This window comes from Streptococcus oralis (assembly GCF_026782125.1).
Classification (GTDB): Bacteria; Bacillota; Bacilli; order Lactobacillales; family Streptococcaceae; genus Streptococcus; species Streptococcus oralis_CE.
Map to the genome: position 1 here is coordinate 44,034 of NZ_JAKUVY010000001.1, position 18,657 is coordinate 62,690.

The window sequence follows — 18,657 nt, forward strand, 5'->3', positions numbered from 1 at the left end:
AATTTATGAACTTAGTAAAAAAATACACCCCGTTAATACTTTTTATAGGGCTGGTTGCTCTTGTAATTCTGAATGCATCGAGCTTTATATCAGGAGCAATCTCTCTCTTTGATGTAATATCAACCTTGATTTATGGTGCTGTTATTGCTTTTGTGCTTAATGTTCCTATGAAAAAAATTGAACAGTACTTAGTTAAATTGAAGGTAAAGGCAGAGTTGCGTCGTCCGATTGCCATGGTACTTGTTTTCCTAGCTCTTATCTTAATCGTGATTGCTCTTTTGGTTTTGGTGCTGCCAACCCTAGCCCAGACTATTAGTCAGCTGGGAACAGTCCTTTCAACAGTCCTTACTCAACTTGGGAAATTGCTAGGCAGCTCGGAATTTGTAACCAAAGACATGTTGTCAACTATCGTATCAGGCATACAGGGACAATCTAGTTCTATTAGCCAAGCTTTGATAGGTTTTTTATCAGGTCTGACTAGTAATATCGGCAATATTTTTTCAAGTTTGATGAATGCCTTTTTGATTATAGTCTTCACCTTTTCATTTTTATCCAGTAAGGAACATTTGGCAGCGATGACGAGTCGACTTCTAAAAGTTTTTCTTCCAGAGAAGGTGGTGATAAAGTTGACTTACATTGGACAAGTAGCACTAGAGACTTATGACCAATTTTTGATGAGTCAGCTGATTGAAGCAGTTATCATAGGAGTTATGATAGCGGTTGGTTACAGCGTGTTTGGGATACCCTATGGAGTAATGACAGGTATCTTTGCAGGAGTGCTATCGTTCATTCCTTATGTAGGGCCTATGATTGCTTGTGTTGTGGGAGCGATTTTTATCTTCACAGTGAGTCCTACTCAAGCCTTACTTTCTCTTCTTCTATATCAAGTTATACAGCTGATTGAAGGAAACCTTATTTATCCTAGAGTTATAGGTCAGTCTATTGGTTTGCCAGCTATTTTCACGCTTGCGGCTGCTAGTATTGGAGGCAATCTCTTTGGCTTACTTGGGATGATATTCTTTACACCGATATTTGCTGTTATCTATCGATTGGTTAAGGAATTTGTCGTTGCAAAGGAAAATCAGCTAGATTAAGAAAAACTAAATTTAATAAGATATACTGAGAAGAGAGTGAGAGATTCTCTTCTCTTTTATTTTTAAATACTTTTCTACAAAAAGCTATTAGACGTTAAAAAAAGCCTTGGTTTCAAGGCTTATTTCTGTTGATTTAGATGTGCCCCCTGCAGGGCTCGAACCTGCGCCCCATAGCTTAAGAGTCTACTGCTCTACCAACTGAGCTAAGGAGGCAACAGAAAAAGCTGAGAATGTAACTTCCCAGCTATTTTAATATGCCCAAAATGGCAGCTAGATTATTTACGAAAGGCATCAAGGATATAGGTGAAACCAACAATTAAAAATGCAAAGGCAACGACATAAACGACAAAGACACTTGTAGCTACTGGATTGAACAAAATCACTAGACCTAGTAAAAATGCAAGCAACGCTATCCACATGATATGGTTGCCAATAATAGGGAAAATCAATCCCAGACGATTGCCTTTAAAGAAAACTATAATGGCTTCTACAATTAACCAAATTCCTAAAATAGTTGGAATGACAACTGGCAGCGTCACAAAGCCATAGGCAACGAGGTAAAGAGCTAAGAGAAGATTAACAATCCCTTGGAAAAGATGAGCTGGTGAGCGAAGCTCTTTTGGTACAGAGAAATAGCCTAAAATAGCTGCTATAGAAGCAACCAGTAAACCAAATGAAATCCACCAGCTGTAAGCAACAAGATTAGCTACTGGGTCTGTAAATAGAAAGAGTGCTAAAAGGACAAAAATAACTCCTGCAAGGAATAGCGATAAACGATTAGAAAATTTCATTTCAATACCCCCTATATAGTATAGTATAGTATAGTTTGATAATAAAAATATTATACACCTTTTTAGAGGAAATATCAATAAACAAAATGGAAAATTTGGAAGTTTCAGTCTGATTTATGAAAAGAAAATCAGTTTTTATTATTTTGAAAATAAAAAGAGAAGATAAAATTTGTCTTCTCTACATGAAAATATTGTATGGCATCAAAGCAAAAGTAACTGGCTTTACACTATTTGTAAAGATGTAATTTGATTCAAAAAGAAAAGATAGATTTAAAATGTGGGACAAATGATGGGGTAAATCAGTTATAGACAAGCAAAAAAAGCCTTGATTTACAAGGCTTTTTCCTGTTGTATTTAGATGCCCCCTACAGGGATCGAACCTGTGACCCACGGATTAAGAGTCCGCTGCTCTGCCAGCTGAGCTAAGGAGGCAAAGAAAAAGCTGTATTGGTGCCGAAACTTCACGGTTTGTATTGAACCCGCGCAATTAAGCAGGTGGGCAACTCGCTCTAACTGAAGCTGTTTCCGTGTGAGACGGCCTACATGCTGTTAGAAGACTTTTGTTTCCCTAATAATACAAAAAATAGTCGGTCAACACTTAAGTGTGAAGTCGTACACCACAGCGTTTCTATGTTTATATGATACCACTTTTTCAAAAAAAATCAAGAGGAAAATGCAATTATTTGAAAAGGATTTCACAAGTCCCGTAATTTATCAATGGTTTCCTTGCGTTGAGCTAAAGCCCGTTCGTATTTGCCAGTATCTTCCGGAGTGAAGTAGTGCTGATCTTTAATTTTTTCTGGCAGATAGTCCTGCTTGACCCAGTTTCCAGGATAGTTGTGCGGATAGAGATAGTTTTGCGCATTCCCTAGTTCCTTGCTTCCACTGTAGTGGCCATCGCGCAGGTGGCGCGGAATAGGTAAATGACCTGATGTTTTGAGGTCAGCAAGGGCCTTGTCCATGGCCACATAGGCTGAGTTGGATTTTGGAGAGAGGGCCAAGTCAATTACGACATTGGCAATGAGAATGCGAGCTTCTGGGAAGCCAATCTTTTGAGCAGCATCTAGAGCAGTTACAGTATGAATCTGAGCTTCAGGATTGGCCAAACCGATATCTTCATAAGCGATGACGGTCAAACGACGAGCGAGACTGGGCAAATCTCCAGCCTCAATCAAGCGGGCCGCATAGTGGAGACTGGCATCGACATCCGAGCCACGGATGGACTTTTGTAGGGCTGAAAGGACATCGTAGTGACCGTCCCCATCCTTGTCCATGGTAATATAGCTCCGCTGGAGGCTATTTTCCATGATATTCAGAGTGATGTGGCGGATCCCCTTGTCATTTTCAGGGGTAGAGAGAACAGCCAAATCCAGCGAGTTAAAGGCAGAACGCAGGTCTCCATTTGTAGAGGTCGCGATGAAATCCAGTGCATCCTCATCTAGCTCTACTTGGAAATCAAAACCACGCTCAGGGTCAGTTAGAGCGATTTGAATCGCTCCTTTTACATCTTGATTAGACAAGGGTTCTAACTCAAAAATCTGAACACGGCTACGAATGGCTGGAGTGACAGAAAAGAAGGGATTTTCAGTCGTCGCACCAATCATGATGACCAGACCACTTTCCAAGAGGGGGAGCAGAAAATCTTGCTTAGTCTTGTCAAGACGATGGATTTCGTCTAGTAATAGAACGAGACCACCTGAAAATTTAGCTTCTTCCGCGATTTCTTGCAGTCGCTTTTTACTATCGACTGTCGCATTAAAGGTCCGAAAGGCATACTTGGTCGTTCCAGCGATGGCAGAGGCAATACTGGTCTTTCCAATACCTGGAGGTCCGTAGAGAATCATGGAGGACAGACGATTTGCTTCCACCATGCGACGGATAATTTTTCCAGGTCCGACCAGATGCTTCTGACCAATGACCTGGTCGATGGTTTTTGGGCGCATGCGAAGCGCGAGATTGTCTGGCATAGCAGTCCTTTCTAACATGGATTTTCTGATGTATATGTGGTAAGATGGTAGTATCTATTTTAGCATATTTCCGAGCAATCGGGGCGATTAAAGAGTCGCATAGAAAGAGGACAAAATGGCAACATACGGATTTTTAGATGTTTTAGAGGAGGAGTTGGACAAGAACTTTCCTTTTGATTATGAGATTAGTTGGGACAAGCGCAATCACGCGGTTGAAGTGAGTTTTCTATTGGAAGCACAAAACGCTGCAGGTGTGGAGATGCTGGATGAGGACGGAGAAGTTTCGTCAGACGATATCCTCTTTGAGGAAGCGGTTCTTTTCTACAATCCTGCTAAGTCAACGGTTAATGCAGAAGACTATTTAACGGTCATTCCTTATCTACCTAAAAAAGGATTTTCTCGTGAGTTTTTAGCTTATTTTGCCCTTTTCCTCAAAGATACTGCCGAGGTTGGGCTGGATGCGCTCATGGACTTTTTGGAAGACCCAGAAGCAGAGGAGTTTGTCATGGAATGGAACCAAGAAGTCTTTGAAGAGGGAAAAGTCGGCTTGGAAGAAGGAGAGTTTTATCCTTATCCGAGATATTAGGAACTAGCGAGGAAGTATATGAAGAAAATAGTCTTGTCTTGTATTTCCGGTCTGTCCATTGTTTTTTTAATGCTGGGATTTGTTTTTGGGACGATTGCCTTTAAAGAGTTAGATTTTTCTTTAGTCTTTATTCCAGGCTACCTATTTACTTTTTTCAGCATTTATCTGATCTTTATTCTTCATGAGCTGGGGCACGCATTTTGTGGTTATCTGACAGGCTATCGACTGGTGGCTTTTGGATTAGGAAACTTTCTTTTGACCAAAAAGTCAGGCAGGTTTCATCTGAGTCGAACAGCCGTTCTGAAAAATGTTGGTGCTCAGTATATTGGATTGAAAGAAGATGAAAGCGACCAAAGAGTCATCCTGATGCTTGCAGGAGGCTTGATGGTTCATCTTGGCTTGATTTTATTGGCGCTATTGTATGGAATTTTGACAGCTAACTGGTATTTTGCAGCTACTTGGGTTTGTCTAAATCTATCTTTTCTTCTCATCAATGCAAAGCCAGTTGGGATTACCGATGGAGCGAAAATCTGGGAATTGCTACAGCAACCTGAAAATACGAAATACGCCTACTCGGTGTTGAGGCATTCTGCCCAGACCTTGCTAGCTCCTCAAGAGTATGATTTGAAAGACTTTATCATGCCTGTTGATGAGGATGCAAGAGGGAGTTTTGCAGAAAGCATTCAGATTTTCCAGGGACTAGTTTTCATATTCGATGGTCAGATAGAGACTGCCAAAAAACACTTTCAGTCTTTATTAGATAAAACAGACAATCCGATGTCTCAAACTCTTTCCCAATTATACCTTCTCCAAATTGCCTTGCTTGAAAGGGATCATGAGAAAGCAGAGGAATATGCAAGTAATCGAGGAGTCAAGTCCTTCTTATCTCTAAAAATGGCAGACACGCAGATAATGCAAGCCTTGTATCAATTTCTGGTAAAGAAAGATATGAATCAGACTGACAAGGCTATAAAAATTGCTAGACAAAACATGGTGACCAGCCGTTTGGTGCGGGATGAGAAACGTTATTATGAAAACTGGTTAGCAGAGTTGGAGAAAGAATTATCCGAAGGAGTCTGATATGGAAATAAAAATTTCTGATTTTACAGGTTGCAAAATTGCCCTCTTTTGTGAGGATAGGATTTTAACTATCTTGCGTGATGATAAGGCAAGCATTCCTTGGCCCAATATGTGGGAATTGCCAGGTGGCGGACGAGAGGGCGATGAAAGTCCTTTTGAGTGCGCGGCGCGTGAAGTTTACGAAGAATTAGGAATTCATCTGACTGAGGATTGCCTGCTTTGGAGTAAGGTGTACCCAAGTATGCTTTTTGAGGGGAAGGAATCCGTCTTTCTAGTTGGAAAATTGGATCAGGAACAGTTTGACAAGATTGTCTTTGGTGATGAAGGGCAGGGCTACAAACTGATGGGCATTGACGAGTTTCTTGGCTCAGATAGGGTTGTACCCCAGTTGCAGGATAGAGTGAGGGATTATTTGGAGGAAATAAAATGATTTTTGCAATTGCAACAACGACACTAAATAAGGAAGTTAAACGCAAACTAAAAACTGGACAATATTCTAGAGAAGAAGCTACATTCATCTATTTGGAATATTTAAAGTTAAAGAAGCAGAGAGAAAGTGGTACGAAAGTAGCTGGGATTTCTATGGCTGTTATTTGGGTATTAATGCTTGCTATACCCTTACTGAGTGGTAGAGGTCTCGTACTGCCCCTTTCAGTATATTTTTTATTTTTGATACTGTTAGCAGGAATTGTTCTATTTGTTTATTATCTTACGTTTGGTATTTTTAAACAGCAGATTCATAGCGCAATGAAAGAACACTACACAGATGTGATTGAAGAATTTAAGGGTCAGTAAAACAGCGTGTGGAAGAGTATAGAAGTACTAGTTGAGAGAGTGTGTATTTGGGGGTAGTAGTATGATTCAGATTGTCCGAGCAGGAGCAGAGGATTTAGAAACCGTAATTGCAATTCAAAGGGCTAGCTTTAAGGCGGTCTATGAGAAATACCAAGATGAGTATGATCCCTATCTAGAGGATCGTGAACGAATCAAGTGGAAATTGGTTGAGCGTCCCAATAGCTATTACTACTTTGTGAAAGAAAAGGACGAAAATATCGGATTTTTACGAGTTCAGACCAATGAGGAATTGACGGAGGCTTGGTTGGGAACGGCAGCGATTTTGCCCCAGTATCAAGGAAAAGGTTATGGTTCTGAGGGATTGAGATTACTGGAAAAGGAATTTTCAACGATTAAACAGTGGGATTTGTGTACGGTATTACAGGATGCGGGCATGGTCGCCTTTTATGAGAAAAATGGCTACCGTCAAACCCATATCGAGCCTGAAAAAGAAGGTATGGATATGGTTTACATGAAAAAATTGATTGACAAATAGAAAGGAAGGTTCGGTTACATTTCTAAACTGAACCCGCCCTAAACACTGTGCCAAAAAGATAAACTTATCTTAGACACAAGCGTCTTCAGAGAGTTTCCTATTTTGACTTTGTGTTTTACGGGCTTGGTATCTTAATGATGGAAACATGGCAAGAGTTAAAAGTAACGGTTAAGCGTGAGGGGGAGGAGCTGGTCTCTAATCTCTTGATTGAGCTGGGAGCGCAAGGTGTTGCGATTGAAGACAGCATGGACTATGTGGGAAATGTGGACCGCTTTGGCGAGATTTTCCCAGAGGTTGAGCAACAAGAAGAAATTGTAGTGACCGCCTACTACCCTGATACGGTTGATGTGGCAGTGGTTGAAGCTGATTTGCAGGCTCGTCTAGCAGAATTGACGGATTTTATGGATTTGGGAGAGGTCAAGGTTGGCACGACTGACTTGGCTGAGGAAGACTGGGCTGACAACTGGAAGAAATACTATGAGCCCGCCCGCATTACTCATGATTTGACCATTGTGCCGTCCTGGACGGACTATGAGGCGACTGTGGGAGAAAAGATTATCAAGTTGGATCCTGGTATGGCCTTCGGGACAGGAACGCATCCAACCACTAAGATGAGCCTTTTTGCTTTGGAGCAGGTTCTTCGTGGTGGCGAAACGGTGCTAGATGTGGGAACTGGTTCAGGTGTCCTTTCTATTGCCAGCTCGCTTCTTGGTGCTAAGGAAATTTTCGCCTATGACCTGGATGACGTGGCTGTTCGTGTGGCTCAGGAAAATATTGAGCTCAACCCTGGCATGGAAAATATCCATGTTGCTGCTGGAGATTTGCTTAAGGGGGTTGAGATTGAGGCAGACGTGATTGTGGCTAATATCTTAGCGGATATTCTCATTCATCTGACGGATGATGCTTATCGCTTGGTCAAGGATGAAGGCTATCTCATCATGAGTGGCATTATCAAGGACAAGTGGAACATGGTACGTGAGTCAGCTGAGTCAGCTGGTTTCTTCCTTGAAACCCACATGATCCAAGGGGAGTGGAATGCCTGTGTCTTCAAGAAAACCAAAGATATCTCTGGTGTGATTGGAGGCTAGCATGCAGCAGTATTTTGTCAAAGGCAGTGCAATCTCTCCTGTCACTATCGAGGAAAAGGAAACCAGCAAGCACATGTTTCAGGTCATGCGGCTGAAAGAAGATGATGAGGTTACCTTGGTCTTTGATGATGGCATTAAGCGCTTGGCGCGCGTGCTAGATGTGGAAAATCGTCAGTTTGAGTTGGTTGAAGAGTTAGCTGACAATGTAGAACTGCCAATCCAAGTAACCATCGCATCTGGTTTTCCCAAGGGAGACAAGCTGGAGTTTATTACTCAGAAAGTAACAGAACTAGGAGCTAATCAAATCTGGGCCTTTCCTGCCGATTGGTCAGTCGCCAAGTGGGACGGCAAGAAATTGGGTAAAAAAGTTGAAAAACTAGAAAAAATCGCCCTTGGAGCAGCAGAGCAAAGCAAGCGAAATCTGGTCCCAAGTATTCAGCTTTTCGAGAAAAAAGCAGATTTTCTAGCTCAGCTGGACCAGTTTGACTCTATCGTAGTAGCCTATGAAGAGTCAGCTAAAGAAGGAGAAGCCGCTGCTCTCTTACAAGCAATCACTGGTCTTAAAAAAGGAGCCAAATTGCTCTTTATCTTTGGTCCGGAAGGCGGTCTGTCACCAGCAGAAATCGAAAGTTTTGAAACTAAAGGAGCCGTCTTGGCAGGCCTAGGACCTCGCATCTTGCGAGCAGAAACAGCCCCGCTTTATGCCTTATCAGCCCTTAGTGTTTTATTAGAATTAGAGAAATAAGAGGAAGAAAATGGAACAAAAACACCGTTCAGAATTTCCAGAGAAGGAACTTTGGGATTTAACAGCCCTATACCAAGACCGTGAGGATTTCTTGCGTGCAATCGAGAAAGCGCGCGAAGATATCAACCACTTTAGCCGTGACTACAAGGGTAATCTTCACACTTTTGAGGATTTTGAAAAGGCCTTTGCGGAATTGGAACAAATCTATATCCAGATGAGCCATATTGGCAATTATGCCTTTATGCCTCAGACGACAGACTATAGCAATGAAGATTTTGCCAATATTGCCCAAGCTGGGATGGAATTTGAAACAGACGCCAGCGTAGCCTTGACCTTCTTTGACGACGCCTTGGTGGCAGCAGACGAGGAAGTCTTGGACCGTTTGGGTGAACTGCCCCACTTAACGGCAGCCATTCGTCAGGCCAAAATCAAAAAAGCCCACTACCTAGGGGCTGATGTGGAGAAGGCCTTGACAAATCTGGGTGAAGTTTTCTACAGCCCACAGGATATTTACACCAAGATGCGAGCTGGGGACTTTGAAATGGCTGACTTTGAAGCCCATGGCAAAACCTACAAAAACAGCTTTGTGACCTATGAAAATTTCTACCAAAACCACGAGGACGCTGAGGTTCGTGAGAAATCTTTCCGCTCCTTCTCAGAGGGACTTCGTAAGCACCAAAATACAGCTGCGGCAGCCTATTTAGCCCAAGTTAAGTCGGAAAAACTCTTGGCCGATATGAAGGGCTACGACTCAGTCTTTGATTATCTTCTGGCTGAGCAAGAAGTGGACCGTTCCATGTTTGACCGTCAGATTGACCTCATCATGAAGGATTTTGCGCCAGTTGCTCAGAGATACCTCAAGCATGTTGCCAAGGTCAATGGTCTTGAAAAGATGACCTTTGCAGACTGGAAATTGGACTTGGATAGCGCTCTTAATCCTGAAGTGACTATTGATGACGCCTATGATTTGGTCATGAAGTCAGTAGAACCTTTGGGACAAGAATATTGTCAGGAAGTTGCTCGTTATCAAGAGGAACGATGGGTGGACTTTGCTGCTAATAGTGGCAAGGATTCTGGTGGTTATGCGGCGGATCCATATCGCGTGCACCCTTATGTCCTCATGAGCTGGACTGGTCGTTTGAGTGATGTCTATACCTTGATTCATGAAATTGGGCATTCTGGTCAATTTATCTTTTCAGATAATCACCAAAGTTACGTCAATGCCCACATGTCGACCTACTACGTTGAAGCGCCATCAACCTTCAATGAATTGCTTCTCAGTGACTACTTGGAGCACCAGTCTGATGACCCACGTCAAAAACGCTTCGCTCTTGCCCACCGCTTAACAGATACCTACTTCCATAATTTCATCACCCACCTCTTGGAAGCAGCCTTCCAGCGTAAGGTATATACATTGATTGAAGAAGGGGAAACCTTTGGAGCAAGCAAGCTCAACAGCATTATGAAGGAAGTTTTGACAGATTTCTGGGGAGATGCTATTGAAATTGATGACGATGCGGCACTGACTTGGATGCGCCAAGCTCACTACTACATGGGCTTGTATAGTTATACTTACTCAGCTGGACTTGTTATCTCGACTGCGGGTTACCTCCATCTGAAACATTCAGAAACTGGAGCTGAAGATTGGCTCAATCTTCTTAAATCAGGTGGTAGCAAGACACCGCTTGAGTCAGCCATGATTATCGGAGCGGATATCTCAACAGACAAACCACTCCGTGATACCATCCAGTTCTTGTCAGACACAGTTGACCAGATTATTGCCTATAGTGCGGAGTTGGGAGAGTAAGGGAATAGAGAGGTCGTTCTAGAATGATGCTAATGGGACTTTTGCTTTATTTGTAGTGATTGTCAAGAAAAGTGTTGAGGGTCGTAATTGCAAAGCAGAATTAATAACGGAATCGGTATTACTAATCATCCTTTTTATTTTCTATATGATTGAATTTAGTTAAGAAATTGATGAGGAACTATATATTACAATTTATAGTTAAGTTGTTTTATGTAATTATAGATGCAAGGTATAGATTTATAAACAATTTCTAAGAATATCGTAATTCTTTAAAAATATAGAAATATATGATAAAATATAAAATGTAAACGCTTAAAAAGAAAGGTTAGATTAATGAAAAAGGAACAAGTGCTGATTGGTTTGGGAGTTGCAACTGCAATAGTAACTGCTTTTAATGGTCATGTCCAAGCAGATGAGGTTACAAATAAACAATCGAATAAAACTACTGTCAGTCAATCAGAGACCAAAAAGGATGTTGAAGTTTCAGAATCAGATGTAAAAAATGCAGAAGTAAAACTGAATCAAACAATTGAGGAAGAAAAGAATGCTCAGAAGATTGTTGATAAAACGCAACAAGAGTATGCATCTGCTGTAACAAATAAGAACAAAGCAGATGACGCTTTGAAACAAGCTCAAGAATTTGCTAAGCAAGCTACACCTGAGAAAATTAAAAATGCAGAAAAGGATCTTGCCGCAAAACAAGTAACTGTCAAGAAAGCCGAAGAAAATTTGGCTGGAGTAAAACAAGGTGAGAAACAAGCTCAGACAAGTGTCGAGAACCAACAAACAGTTGTTAATAAGGCAAAAACTCAGGTTGATCAAAGAGCAGTAGATGTAAAAAAGGCACAAGACAAAGTAAGGGTAGCAGAGAAAGCTTTTGATTGGAATACATTACGTGAGGTCCAACAAACTGCTGGGAAATTGGATGCGAAGGTGAAAGCTGACCAAGCTAAAGTGAGTTCTTTAACTAGTGAGTTCTCAAAAGCACAACAAGAAAGAAAAGCACTTGTAGAAAGAGGAAATAAGAACCGTTCTACTCTTGAAAAGAATTTAAAATCAGCTGGGAATGAGTTTTTAACAGTTACGGTTCCTCACGAGATTCAATCAAATTCTGTTAGCGAGAGTGATTCCAAGACTCCTCCACTTAAGGAAAAAACTTTTGTAGGAAGAGATGGAAAGACCCTTTATGTTGCTGCGAACGAAGATGTGAATTTTAGCGGAGAAAGAACAGAAACTATCGTTGTCTCATCTAAAGATTATGTCAACGTTCCTCATGTGGTCGATTATAAAAAAGTTTCTGAAGAAGTTCGTAAATACTTAATTGAATTGCGTAGAATCAATGGTATTGATATTCCAGTGCCAGCTGTGACTGACAAGGCTTTGAGATATGGAAAAGCAAGAGCGGATGAAATGGTGGCAAAAAATGAATTGTCACACGATACAAAATTAAAAAATCAAGATTTTGGTTTTAAGGATGCGACTGAAAATGCAACAGCTGGTTCGGTTCCAGAAAAGAGTGTATTAAGTGAAAAAGAACTTGCTTATAAAGAGGTTCTATCTTACTTTAATGATTATAGTAATGCCTCGTTATATGGCTCATCAACTCCGAAAGAAGCAAATACATTTAACTATGGTCATAGAATTCCATTGCTAGCAGCTTCTGGGACAGGGATGGCTGTCGGAGCATCCTCTAGCGAAAAAACAAGCTATGGAAATTATGGAGTATTAACATTTATTAGTGAAAATAAAGATGTTTATAGTACCCTACCTTCTGTGATTAGTCCATCTGAAAGAAGAAGTTATGTTTATAATGGTGAGACATATTATTATGATCCAAGCGATTCATATTCTCTAGCAAGAGCAGAAAATAAAGATAGTAATCCAGATTATAGCGAATTTTACTTTAATGGGAAACGAGTAAAATTCTTACCTAAAATAACCTTCCGTTATGTTTGGAATGAAATCACACATCCTAAAAATCCAGTTTATACTAAAGCTAAAGAGGCTCTGGATAATTTTAACAGAAAACAAAGAAATGAAGAGACTGTGGCAAATGAAAAACTATCGTCTCTAAACAATAACCTTACCATTGCTAAAACGACTTTAGATAAAGATCAAAAAGAACTAGACAAAAATAAAAAGCGTCTTGCAGATTTAACAAAACAAAATCAATCTAAGTTAAACGTTTTAAAATTTGCTAAATCTGAGTTGAGTAAACAACAAACTCTGCTAAATGCTGCAAAATCTGAACTTTCGAAGCAAGAATCTCAATTAAATCGATTGAAAGCAATCAAGAATGATAAATCTCATGCTAGTAAGAATGCGGAACAGTCATTAGCTAATGCTAAAAAGGATTTGACAAAGGCGCAACAAGGTGTCATTGACCTCAAAAATGCTCCAAGAAAACTCGACGATGCTAAAAAACAATTGATTAGAGCTAAACAAAAGGTTGAAGAATCTAAAAAAGCACTTGAAAATGCAAATATTAAACTAAAAAATGCAAAAGCTAAAAAAGATGCTGTTAAGAAAGAATACACGAAAGTATCTGAAGCATATAAACAATATTTATTGTTAAAACAAAAAGCGGCTTCGAAAGGAAGTTGGATTCAATCCTCTGGTCGTTGGTGGTACAGACACAACAATGGTTCTTATACAACTAATGGTTGGGAACTAATCGACAGTACATGGTATTATTTTGACAGTTCAGGATGGATGCAAACAGGCTGGGTAAAAACAGGCGGTTCATGGTATTATCTTAATTCTTCAGGTGCAATGAAAACAGGCTGGGTAAAAACAGGTGGATTATGGTATTACCTCAATTCTTCGGGAGCAATGCAAACAGGTTGGTTTAGTGTCTCAGGGAAATGGTACTATGCATATGGTTCAGGTGCCTTAGCAATCAGTACAACTACACCAGATGGTTATAAAGTGAATTATAACGGGGAATGGATCAGATAGACAAATAAAAAGCTATATAATGTTACTTAGTATATATTATTTAAGGTATTTGTAAAGAATTACACATGAATATAGGTTACCAACTATAACAGATTTTGAGAACAATTTTAAAACAAGAATAATAGTCAACACCTTTTTAGAATGTATAGGTCGAATAGTTCACAATTTAAGGAAAAATTGAAATTAATTTTTCAATCATATTTTTTAAGCACATTTCTTGAAACCCTTTCCTTCTTTTGATAGACTAATACATAGTTTGAAAAAAGGAGACTTATCATGAAAAAATTTGTTGCTGAATTAATCGGTACATTTATGCTTGTGTTCATCGGAACAGGAGCTGTTGTTTTTGGAAATGGTCTTGATGGCCTTGGACACCTTGGAATTGCTTTTGCCTTTGGTTTGGCGATCGTAGTTGCAGCTTTCTCAATCGGAACTGTTTCAGGTGCTCACTTGAACCCAGCTGTTTCGATCGCTATGTTTGTAAACAAACGTTTGTCATCTTCAGAGCTTGTAAACTACATCCTTGGACAAGTAGTTGGAGCTTTCCTTGCGTCAGCTGCAGTATTCTTCCTCTTGTCTAACTCAGGTATGTCAACTGCAAGTCTTGGTGAAAATGCCTTGGCTAACGGTGTCACTGTCTTTGGTGGATTCTTATTTGAAGTCATCGCAACTTTCTTGTTTGTCCTAGTTATCATGACTGTAACATCAGCAAGCAAGGGCAATGGCGCAATCGCTGGTTTGGTAATCGGCTTGTCATTGACAGCTTTGATTCTAGCTGGCTTGAACATCACTGGCCTTTCAGTAAACCCAGCTCGTAGTTTGGCTCCAGCTGTCTTGGTTGGTGGCGCAGCTCTTGAACAAGTTTGGATTTTCATCCTTGCTCCAATCGTTGGTGGTGTTCTTGCAGCTCTTGTTGCGAAAAACTGCCTTGGAACAGAAGAATAAGAAACGAAAAAAGAGTCCTGTTCTCAGTTTGAGGAACAGGGCTTTTTCTATGCAAACAAAAAAGCACTCCCTTTTGGAATGGGAGTGTTTCGTGATTAGCTCAATTCAGCAACGATGGTCTTGATTTGTTCTGCAGTATGAACACCTGCAACTTGTTTCACCACTTGGCCGTCTTTTTTGAAGAGAAGAGTTGGGATAGACATGATTCCAAAAGCACGAGCTGTGTTTGGATTTTCATCAACGTCCATTTTAACGATTTTCAAGACATCTTCTGAAAGTTCTTCAGACAATTTGTCCAAGATTGGACCTTGCATACGACATGGACCACACCAAGTTGCCCAGAAGTCTACCAAGACCAAACCGTCTTTTGTTTCTTGTTCAAATGTTGCATCTGTAATTGCTTTTGCCATTGTATTTCTCCTTTTTTAGTTATATTGGCTTAAATCTTGTTTCATGAGATAGAAGAAGACATCTCCATAAGTCCCATGGTAGTCCAAATCATGACCATTGTAGGTTAATTTTTGGACAGTATAGTAATCAGCAACGCCGATGAGGCAGGCATGTTGAGAACGTTCAAAGTCTTGGTAAGACTCGAAAGTCATGGTTCTCTCTTGCTTGCTGGCGTCTAGATAAGTAATTTCGATCATATAAAACTCCTTTGTTCGATCTTGACTTTATTGTACTCCTTGAAAAGAGGAATGTCAAGAAAAATGATTGCGCACGCAACTTTTTTAGAAAATCTGATTATGAAATGAAATCAAGACTTGTCTCCAGCCTTTCTTCGACAGCCTTTTGCAGGTAAGCTAGAGTTGTCTGTCCCTCGTCAGTCAGGCAGATAAAGCTAGCCCGTCTATCCTGATCGCAACACCGGCGACTAAGCAAACCACAGTTTTTCTCTTCTAGTCGAGCCACCATTCGAGAAACTGCGCTTGGACTGAGATGGAGTTTATCAGGTAAATCAATCTGCCGTAAGGATTTTTCATTAGCGAGGTCCAGATAGTAGAGCAGGTAAAACTCTTTCAAGGTCAACCTTTGTTCACTCTGCTGGGCAATAGTTTCTTCCAACAAGGCTTCCATTTCCTTTTGACGGCGGTTGTAGTCAAACCACTTTTCTAAATAGGTCATTGCTTTCTCCTTTCTTTTCAAAGTAAAATCACAAAGTCATTACTGACTGTCTCTACAACACAAGATGATTGCGCATGCAATGATTATACTACTTTTAACTAATCCTTGCAAGAGAGAAGAATTGCGATATTTCCTTGAAATTTTCTGAAAAAAGAGTAAACTGGTATGCAAGAAGTCTATTTCGTGGAGTTTAGGATGAAATTATATGTTCAATTAATGATTCTCTTTGTGATTTCTCTAATCGGAGAGGGAATTTCCAGTTTCTTTCATCTGCCCATCCCAGGCAGTATTATCGGTTTGATTATTCTCTTTCTAGCCTTATAGTTCAAGTGGCTAAGGACCAGGCATGTCAACATGGTCGGAAATTTCTTGCTGGCCAATATGACCATTCTCTTTTTGCCGCCAGCAGTGGGAATCATGGAAAAGTTTGATGTGATTGCCCCTTATCTCTTGCCCATCGTCTTGATTGTCTTTTTTGCGGCTGTCATCAACATTATCCTCATAGCCCTAGTGGTTCAGTTTATCAAGAGACGGTTTGAGGGTGATTATGAGAAAGGAGATGCCAAATGAGCGAATTTGTATCCAATCCTCTGTTTGGGCTTGCTCTGTCTATCCTAGCCTATCTAGTAGGAATGCTGATTTACAGACGTTTTCCCCATCCTTTAACGACGCCTTTGCTTTTGTCAGCTATTTTTATCATTATTTTCCTTAAGGCGACAGGTATTTCTTATCAAGATTACTACCAAGGTGGGGTTTATTTGAACAACTTGATTGTCCCATCGACCGTGGCTCTAGGGATTCCGCTTTATAAGAGTTTTCACTTGATGAAGCACCATGCTAGGAGTATTCTCTTTGGTAGTCTGTTAGCAGTAGTTGTCAATACTAGCTTCACTGCCATAGTAGCGAAAATATTTGGCATGGACTTTTTCCTAGCCATTTCTCTCTTTCCCAAGTCAGTGACAACCGCCATGGCAGTGGGAATCACAGAAAAATTGCAAGGTTTAACGACTGTGACCTTGGTCGTCGTAGTAGCGACTGGGATTTTGACCAGTGTGATTGGACCAACTCTTTTGAAGTGGTTGAAAATTGATGATCCAGTGGCTGTAGGCCTTTCCCTTGGAGGAACAGGTCACGCAGTCGGAACGGGAACAGCCTTTCGATACGGTTCTGTAGCAGGAGCCATGGGTGGCTTGGCTATCGGTGTCACTGGAATTCTTTATGTTTTTGTCAGTCCCATCGTAGCCAGTTTGATATTGAGTTAAAGAAAAACCCAGCTTTCTAGCTGGGCATTTTTTATTGCAAGTTAACCTTGTTTTTCAAAATGTAGTAGGTACCGAGATAGTAGATAGCTGATAAAAAGAGATCGCGCAAGATTTCTGTACCAGCCATCGCGTTATAGTCATTGTCAACTCTTAAGAAGAAAGTGATATAACCAATAACGATGGAAATAACGATATAGGCTAAAATTCCCATTGCTGTTCGATACTCATTAAAGAGTTGCCCGATAGAAATGGAGAGGTAAATGGACAAAATCCATGCGATTGACCCGACAAACAGTGATAGGGCATACAGCCAGCCGTAGCTGAGATAAGGGGAAATGAAGTTGTAGAGGGCAGTGAAGTCTTTTTCAATTGGTGTTAAGAAGATGATAATCAATATACTCAAGATAAAGACGATATAGCCTAAGATGGACCAGACAAGACCACCTAAAAGTTTTGCGGTGATGATTTGGTGCTCGGAGACAGGCAAGGTCAAGGTCAAGTACCCTTGGCGGTCATAAACACTCCCCTTGAATCTTCGGATGATTAAAAAGATTGTTGCAATCCAAAGAGTGACGCTGAGTCCTCCAAAGACTAGTACTAAAAAGAAGATGAAATAAGCAGCATTGTTAGGATTGTAACTCTGGCTAAGACTGCTAATAAAAGCTCCAATCAAAACTGAAATTGCAAGTACAGCACCGTAGAGTGCCAGATACCATTTATTGACATTTTTAAATTCATAACGAACTAGATTCCAAAACATAATAATCTCCTTTGCTTAGGCTTTAAATTCCTGGCGGAAGAGCTGGTCAATTGATTCACCTGACTCGTAACGAATATCATCAACATTTCCTTGGCGGACGACTTTTCCGTCTTTGAGGAAGATGATCTCATCCAAGATTGGTTCAATATCTGAAATCAAGTGGGTTGAAATCAGTACCGTAGAGGTTGGTGAGTAGTTGTTGATGATGGTATTGAGGATATAATCACGGGCAGCTGGATCCACTCCACCGATCGGTTCATCGAGGACATAAAGACGAGCTTCGCGGCTCATAACCAGGATGAGTTGAACTTTTTCCTTGTTCCCTTTTGATAGTTTCTTGAGGCGGTTGTTCTCATCAATGCCAAGATCAGCTAACAAGTGTTGGGCTCTTTCGAGATTAAAATCCTGATAGAAGGTTTTAAAATAGGTTAGAGCATCCTTAACCTTCATCTCTTCATTGAGATAAGTTGTGTCAGGAAGATAGGAGACAATCGCCTTGGTAGCAGGACTTGGATCCTGTCCGTTAATGAGAACACGTCCTTTATCTGGCTGAAGGAGGCCATTGATCAGTTTGATCAAGGTTGTTTTTCCGGATCCGTTTGGTCCAAGGAGCCCGACAATCTTTCCGGCTGAGATCTCTAGTGAGATATTGTCAAGTGCCGCAGTTGCTCCATATGATTTTGTTACATTTTCAAGTGCTAGTAGTGTCATAGTCTTAAACTCCTTTAATATAGTCGCTTAATACATTTGGCAGTTCTTCTTTTTTGTAGCCAAATTGAAGCATGCAAGAGACGAATTGTTGCAGTTGCTCCTCGGAAAGTTGTTTGCGGGACTGAAGGATGAGGTCCAAATCCTCGGTGACAAAACGACCAGTTGTCCGCTTGCTGTATACAAATCCTTCACGTTCAAGGTCAGACAAGGCGCGCTGAATGGTATTAGGATTGACCCCAGCCTCGCTCGCCAAATCTCTCACGGTAGGGAGCTGTTGGTTGGGTTCCAGTTCATGGGAAACAATCTGTAATTTGATTTTTTCCATAATCTGTAAATAAATCGGTTTTGTATTATCAAATGACCAGGACATCATAGTCTCCTTTCTTTGTCTTTATTGTTCTAATTAAA

20 protein-coding genes, 2 tRNA genes and 1 pseudogene are annotated in these 18,657 nt (G+C 40.6%); 13 read left to right on the top strand and 10 right to left on the bottom strand.

Translation table 11 applies throughout. From position 1 onward, the window contains the following. Positions 1-5: 5 nt before the first annotated feature. Complete coding sequence (locus MK385_RS00285; protein ID WP_033676486.1) at positions 6-1,094, top strand: AI-2E family transporter; 1,089 nt, start codon at positions 6-8, stop codon at positions 1,092-1,094. A gap of 140 nt (positions 1,095-1,234) precedes the next feature. Here the strand turns inward: MK385_RS00285 and MK385_RS00290 are convergent. The 4 genes from MK385_RS00290 to MK385_RS00305 form a co-directional block, all read right to left on the bottom strand. Then, positions 1,235-1,307 (bottom strand) — tRNA-Lys (locus tag MK385_RS00290). A gap of 62 nt (positions 1,308-1,369) precedes the next feature. Further along, complete coding sequence (locus tag MK385_RS00295; protein WP_206283993.1) at positions 1,370-1,885, bottom strand: DUF308 domain-containing protein; 516 nt, start codon at positions 1,883-1,885, stop codon at positions 1,370-1,372. Positions 1,886-2,244: 359 nt separating this feature from the next. Continuing rightward, positions 2,245-2,317, bottom strand: a tRNA-Lys gene (locus tag MK385_RS00300). A gap of 263 nt (positions 2,318-2,580) precedes the next feature. Continuing rightward, positions 2,581-3,852 carry a replication-associated recombination protein A gene (locus MK385_RS00305; RefSeq protein WP_042768540.1) on the bottom strand — a complete coding sequence of 424 codons (1,272 nt, stop codon included), beginning with the start codon at positions 3,850-3,852 and terminating at the stop codon, positions 2,581-2,583. Positions 3,853-3,967: 115 nt separating this feature from the next. Here MK385_RS00305 and MK385_RS00310 point away from each other — a divergent pair, with 115 nt between their 5' ends. From MK385_RS00310 to MK385_RS00355, 10 genes are all read left to right on the top strand, one after another. Beyond that, positions 3,968-4,438 carry a DUF3013 family protein gene (locus MK385_RS00310; protein ID WP_042902647.1) on the top strand — a complete coding sequence of 157 codons (471 nt, stop codon included), beginning with the start codon at positions 3,968-3,970 and terminating at the stop codon, positions 4,436-4,438. 18 nt (positions 4,439-4,456) lie between these two features. After that, positions 4,457-5,518, top strand: a complete 1,062-nt coding sequence (locus MK385_RS00315) for a site-2 protease family protein (RefSeq protein WP_268724953.1) — start codon at positions 4,457-4,459, stop codon at positions 5,516-5,518. A 1-nt stretch (position 5,519) separates the two neighbouring features. Next, the gene (locus tag MK385_RS00320) at positions 5,520-5,948 is read left to right on the top strand and encodes an NUDIX hydrolase (protein ID WP_070683802.1); all 429 of its coding nucleotides are present in this window, start codon (positions 5,520-5,522) and stop codon (positions 5,946-5,948) included. Next, complete coding sequence (locus tag MK385_RS00325) at positions 5,945-6,313, top strand: hypothetical protein (RefSeq protein WP_268724954.1); 369 nt, start codon at positions 5,945-5,947, stop codon at positions 6,311-6,313. Before MK385_RS00320 ends, MK385_RS00325 begins: the two co-directional genes overlap by 4 nt. 61 nt (positions 6,314-6,374) lie before the next feature. Further along, positions 6,375-6,848, top strand: a complete 474-nt coding sequence (locus MK385_RS00330; RefSeq protein WP_268724955.1) for a GNAT family N-acetyltransferase — start codon at positions 6,375-6,377, stop codon at positions 6,846-6,848. 137 nt (positions 6,849-6,985) lie between these two features. Continuing rightward, the gene (prmA, locus tag MK385_RS00335; protein WP_326845574.1) at positions 6,986-7,936 is read left to right on the top strand and encodes a 50S ribosomal protein L11 methyltransferase; all 951 of its coding nucleotides are present in this window, start codon (positions 6,986-6,988) and stop codon (positions 7,934-7,936) included. 1 nt (position 7,937) lies between these two features. After that, the gene (locus MK385_RS00340; RefSeq protein WP_268724957.1) at positions 7,938-8,681 is read left to right on the top strand and encodes a 16S rRNA (uracil(1498)-N(3))-methyltransferase; all 744 of its coding nucleotides are present in this window, start codon (positions 7,938-7,940) and stop codon (positions 8,679-8,681) included. A 10-nt stretch (positions 8,682-8,691) separates the two neighbouring features. After that, on the top strand, positions 8,692-10,488 hold the full coding sequence (gene pepF, locus MK385_RS00345; RefSeq protein WP_268724958.1) for an oligoendopeptidase F: 1,797 nt from the start codon (positions 8,692-8,694) through the stop codon (positions 10,486-10,488). A gap of 333 nt (positions 10,489-10,821) precedes the next feature. Beyond that, the gene (locus MK385_RS09790) at positions 10,822-13,446 is read left to right on the top strand and encodes a hypothetical protein (protein ID WP_326845571.1); all 2,625 of its coding nucleotides are present in this window, start codon (positions 10,822-10,824) and stop codon (positions 13,444-13,446) included. Between the two features lie 276 nt (positions 13,447-13,722). Then, positions 13,723-14,391, top strand: coding sequence for an MIP/aquaporin family protein (locus MK385_RS00355; protein WP_268724959.1), 669 nt, complete (start codon positions 13,723-13,725; stop codon positions 14,389-14,391). Between the two features lie 95 nt (positions 14,392-14,486). Here the strand turns inward: MK385_RS00355 and trxA are convergent, their stop codons facing one another. From trxA to MK385_RS00370, 3 genes are all read right to left on the bottom strand, one after another. Continuing rightward, on the bottom strand, positions 14,487-14,801 hold the full coding sequence (gene trxA / locus MK385_RS00360; protein ID WP_033681473.1) for a thioredoxin: 315 nt from the start codon (positions 14,799-14,801) through the stop codon (positions 14,487-14,489). Positions 14,802-14,816: 15 nt separating this feature from the next. Next, the gene (locus MK385_RS00365; protein ID WP_000570263.1) at positions 14,817-15,038 is read right to left on the bottom strand and encodes a DUF4649 family protein; all 222 of its coding nucleotides are present in this window, start codon (positions 15,036-15,038) and stop codon (positions 14,817-14,819) included. Between the two features lie 97 nt (positions 15,039-15,135). Next, a complete protein-coding gene (locus tag MK385_RS00370) occupies positions 15,136-15,516 on the bottom strand; it encodes a MarR family winged helix-turn-helix transcriptional regulator (protein ID WP_000221648.1) in 381 nt (126 codons plus the stop codon). A gap of 195 nt (positions 15,517-15,711) precedes the next feature. Here MK385_RS00370 and MK385_RS00375 point away from each other — a divergent pair. Together MK385_RS00375 and MK385_RS00380 are read left to right on the top strand one after the other, a co-directional pair. Next, positions 15,712-16,086: pseudogene (locus tag MK385_RS00375) on the top strand (CidA/LrgA family protein). Continuing rightward, positions 16,083-16,778, top strand: a complete 696-nt coding sequence (locus MK385_RS00380) for an LrgB family protein (RefSeq protein ID WP_033630102.1) — start codon at positions 16,083-16,085, stop codon at positions 16,776-16,778. Before MK385_RS00375 ends, MK385_RS00380 begins: the two are co-directional and overlap by 4 nt. Positions 16,779-16,809: 31 nt before the next feature. Here MK385_RS00380 and MK385_RS00385 read toward each other — a convergent pair whose 3' ends face one another. From MK385_RS00385 to MK385_RS00395, 3 genes are read right to left on the bottom strand one after another with little or no spacing between them, the layout of a single operon-like run. Next, a complete protein-coding gene (locus tag MK385_RS00385; protein ID WP_268724960.1) occupies positions 16,810-17,538 on the bottom strand; it encodes a hypothetical protein in 729 nt (242 codons plus the stop codon). 15 nt (positions 17,539-17,553) lie between these two features. Further along, positions 17,554-18,249, bottom strand: coding sequence for an ABC transporter ATP-binding protein (locus tag MK385_RS00390; RefSeq protein WP_268724961.1), 696 nt, complete (start codon positions 18,247-18,249; stop codon positions 17,554-17,556). Between the two features lie 4 nt (positions 18,250-18,253). Beyond that, positions 18,254-18,619 (bottom strand): GntR family transcriptional regulator, encoded by a 366-nt coding sequence (locus MK385_RS00395; RefSeq protein ID WP_000119117.1) that lies wholly within the window; start codon positions 18,617-18,619, stop codon positions 18,254-18,256. Positions 18,620-18,657: the final 38 nt, after the last annotated feature.

Excerpts from the sequence above, each read along its gene's own strand:
- MK385_RS00285 (WP_033676486.1), top strand. The coding sequence starts at position 6 with ATGAACTTAGTAAAAAAATACACCCCGTTAATACTTTTTATAGGGCTG.
- MK385_RS00295 (WP_206283993.1), bottom strand. The coding sequence starts at position 1,885 with ATGAAATTTTCTAATCGTTTATCGCTATTCCTTGCAGGAGTTATTTTT.
- MK385_RS00305 (WP_042768540.1), bottom strand. The coding sequence starts at position 3,852 with ATGCCAGACAATCTCGCGCTTCGCATGCGCCCAAAAACCATCGACCAG.
- MK385_RS00310 (WP_042902647.1), top strand. The coding sequence starts at position 3,968 with ATGGCAACATACGGATTTTTAGATGTTTTAGAGGAGGAGTTGGACAAG.
- MK385_RS00315 (WP_268724953.1), top strand. The coding sequence starts at position 4,457 with ATGAAGAAAATAGTCTTGTCTTGTATTTCCGGTCTGTCCATTGTTTTT.
- MK385_RS00320 (WP_070683802.1), top strand. The coding sequence starts at position 5,520 with ATGGAAATAAAAATTTCTGATTTTACAGGTTGCAAAATTGCCCTCTTT.
- MK385_RS00325 (WP_268724954.1), top strand. The coding sequence starts at position 5,945 with ATGATTTTTGCAATTGCAACAACGACACTAAATAAGGAAGTTAAACGC.
- MK385_RS00330 (WP_268724955.1), top strand. The coding sequence starts at position 6,375 with ATGATTCAGATTGTCCGAGCAGGAGCAGAGGATTTAGAAACCGTAATT.
- prmA (WP_326845574.1), top strand. The coding sequence starts at position 6,986 with ATGGAAACATGGCAAGAGTTAAAAGTAACGGTTAAGCGTGAGGGGGAG.
- MK385_RS00340 (WP_268724957.1), top strand. The coding sequence starts at position 7,938 with ATGCAGCAGTATTTTGTCAAAGGCAGTGCAATCTCTCCTGTCACTATC.
- pepF (WP_268724958.1), top strand. The coding sequence starts at position 8,692 with ATGGAACAAAAACACCGTTCAGAATTTCCAGAGAAGGAACTTTGGGAT.
- MK385_RS09790 (WP_326845571.1), top strand. The coding sequence starts at position 10,822 with ATGAAAAAGGAACAAGTGCTGATTGGTTTGGGAGTTGCAACTGCAATA.
- MK385_RS00355 (WP_268724959.1), top strand. The coding sequence starts at position 13,723 with ATGAAAAAATTTGTTGCTGAATTAATCGGTACATTTATGCTTGTGTTC.
- trxA (WP_033681473.1), bottom strand. The coding sequence starts at position 14,801 with ATGGCAAAAGCAATTACAGATGCAACATTTGAACAAGAAACAAAAGAC.
- MK385_RS00365 (WP_000570263.1), bottom strand. The coding sequence starts at position 15,038 with ATGATCGAAATTACTTATCTAGACGCCAGCAAGCAAGAGAGAACCATG.
- MK385_RS00370 (WP_000221648.1), bottom strand. The coding sequence starts at position 15,516 with ATGACCTATTTAGAAAAGTGGTTTGACTACAACCGCCGTCAAAAGGAA.
- MK385_RS00380 (WP_033630102.1), top strand. The coding sequence starts at position 16,083 with ATGAGCGAATTTGTATCCAATCCTCTGTTTGGGCTTGCTCTGTCTATC.
- MK385_RS00385 (WP_268724960.1), bottom strand. The coding sequence starts at position 17,538 with ATGTTTTGGAATCTAGTTCGTTATGAATTTAAAAATGTCAATAAATGG.
- MK385_RS00390 (WP_268724961.1), bottom strand. The coding sequence starts at position 18,249 with ATGACACTACTAGCACTTGAAAATGTAACAAAATCATATGGAGCAACT.
- MK385_RS00395 (WP_000119117.1), bottom strand. The coding sequence starts at position 18,619 with ATGTCCTGGTCATTTGATAATACAAAACCGATTTATTTACAGATTATG.